The following is a 2,417-nucleotide window of genomic DNA, read 5'->3' on the forward strand; positions in this document are numbered from 1 at the left end:
GTCAGAGCAGATTCCATCAGCCGTTGGCCTGTCAGTTTTCGTCAACCCCAACGACACCATCGGGGCAGCTGGCGGCTTCTTGCTCCAGGCGCTTCCAGGGGCAAGTGAAGAGCTGCTGAAGGAAACGGAAGACCGGATCAAGGCCCTGCCGCAGCTCTCATCCGCCTTTTTGGACGGCATGACGCCAGAAGAGCTGGCCAAGAAGATTCTGGGCGATGACTGCAAGATCCTGGAAAAAGACGAGGTTTCCTACCGCTGCGACTGCTCCAAGGAAAAGTATGCTGAAATGCTGGAAACTTTGAAGGGCAGCCAGCTCAAGGAAATGATCGAAGAAGACCACGGAGCCGAACTGGTCTGCAACTTCTGCGGGGACAAGTACAATTTCACTGAAGAAGAGCTGCAGGCCATTTTGGACAAAAAGCTGCAAAAATAATTTTTCTGACCTTGACGGAAGTTAAAAGTTCCTTTATGATCTACTTATAGTTAAATGAAACAAAGCTTAAGAAGATGAGTAGTCAGGGAAAGCCTCTACAGGGAACTGTTGGTGCTGAGAAACAGGGGGCGGCAGCTGGCGAAGATGGTCTTGTGTTGGCATGATTCCGGCGAGTCACTGATAAGCCGGGTCCGCTTAACGCCCGTTAGCGCGTTCAGATCTTCTGACTGGAAGACTTTGAGGGCCCTGGCTGTGAAGCCGGGCTGAACAAAGGGTGGTAACGCGCAAAGACGTCCCTTGGCCTCTGGGCCAAGAGGCGTCTTTTTTTCAGGCAGAGCATCTGCTGAGGAAGCATTTTGCTTTGAATGACGGGTGGTAACACGCTATTGGCGTCCCTGAGAGTTAATCTCAGGGGCGCCTTTCTTTTTGGGCTTGCTGTGTGTTAATTGTTTGTTTTTGTAGTAAAAGTAGTAAAAATGGAGGAAACCATGACCTTGAAGAAATTTACCGCCGCCGGCTTAGCCGCTGCTTCCGCGCTTTTGCTTGCCGCTTGCGGCCAGCAGAACAGCAATTCGAAGACCAAACAGGTGCTTAACTGGACGGAAAGCGCCCAGATATCCACCCAGGACCCGTCGTTGACGACGGACTCAACCTCTTTCCAGGCTCTTTTGAATACCCAAGAAGGCCTCTACCGCCTGGACAAAAAGCAAAAGACCCAGCTGGCCCTGGCCAAAAGCGCCAAAGTCACCAATGGCGGCAAGACCTATACTTTCGTCTTGAGAAAAGCCAAATGGTCCAACGGTCAGGCAATCACGGCCAATGACTTTGTCTACTCTTTCAGAAGAACCTTGAATCCTAAGACCAAGTCCTCCATGGCCTTCTACCTCTACCAGATCAAAAACGCCGAAGCCATCAATGCCGGCAAGAAGTCCGTGACTAGCTTGGGCGTCAAGGCCTTGAGCAAAAACAAGCTGCAGATCCAGCTGGTCCGGCCGGTATCTTACTTCAAGCTTCTGCTGGCCTTCCCGCTCTTTTTCCCGGAAAACCAGCAGTTTATTGAAAAGGTCGGCAGCAAGTACGGGACGGCAGCCAAGTACACCATTTCTTCGGGTCCTTTCAAGCTGACCAAGTGGACCGGGTCCAACAAGCAGTTCGCCCTGGTCAAGAACCAGAACTACTGGGACAAAAAGCACGTGAAGCTCGACAAGATCAACGAAACCATCAGCGAAAGCTCCTCGACGGCCTACAACCTCTACCAGGCCGGCAAGCTGGACGAAACCTACCTGACCGGCGAGCAGGTCAAGGCCAACAAGGGCAAGTCCACCTTCTACGACCGGCCGGCCTCCGCCATCCAGCGTTTGGAACTGAACCGCAACAAGGTCAAGGCCTTTAAGAACTTCAACATCCGCCGGGCCTTCTCCCTGGCCATCGACCGGAACAGCCTGGCCAAGGTCTTGAGCGACGGGTCAGTTGCCGCTAAGGGCTTCGTGCCGTCCGGCATGGGCAACAACCCGACGACCGGGGAAGCTTTTTACAAGGAGGCCTACGTCAAGGAAGCCGTCAGCTATGACCTGAAGCAGGCCAAGAAGTATCTGGCCAAGGGCTACAAGGAATTGGGCATCAAGTCTTTGAACCTTGATTTGACGGTCAGCGACACCGACAGCGCCAAGCAGGTGGGCGAATTCCTGCAAAGCAAGCTGGGCGAACTGCCAGGCGTGAAGATCTCGGTGACCACCCTGCCTTACACGACCCTGATTTCCCGGCAAAGCGCCGGCAACTACCAGCTGACCATCAAGAACTGGCAGGCTATTCTGGGCGATCCGATCAACTTCCTGGACGTCTTTGAAAAGAACTCCAGCTACAACAACAGCGGCTACGACAGCAGCGAGTACGACAAGCTGCTTGATGAAGCCGAAAACGTCTACGGCAACAAGCCAGTTCAGCGCTGGAAGCGGCTGGTGGCTGCCGAAAAGCTGCTGATGAA

The 2,417-nt window shown here is 53.5% G+C and carries 2 protein-coding genes; both read left to right on the top strand.

Features of this window, described 5'->3' with window-relative positions; genetic code table 11:
- A partial coding sequence (locus lacNas_RS08310) for an Hsp33 family molecular chaperone HslO (protein WP_201346771.1) occupies nucleotides 1-433 on the top strand: 433 nt, incomplete at its 5' end.
- A 488-nt stretch (nucleotides 434-921) separates the two neighbouring features.
- Nucleotides 922-2,417: peptide ABC transporter substrate-binding protein (locus tag lacNas_RS08315; protein ID WP_201346772.1), on the top strand; the 1,496-nt coding region annotated here is incomplete at its 3' end.

This window comes from Lactobacillus nasalidis, assembly GCF_016587775.1.
Lineage (GTDB): Bacteria > Bacillota > Bacilli > Lactobacillales > Lactobacillaceae > Lactobacillus > Lactobacillus nasalidis.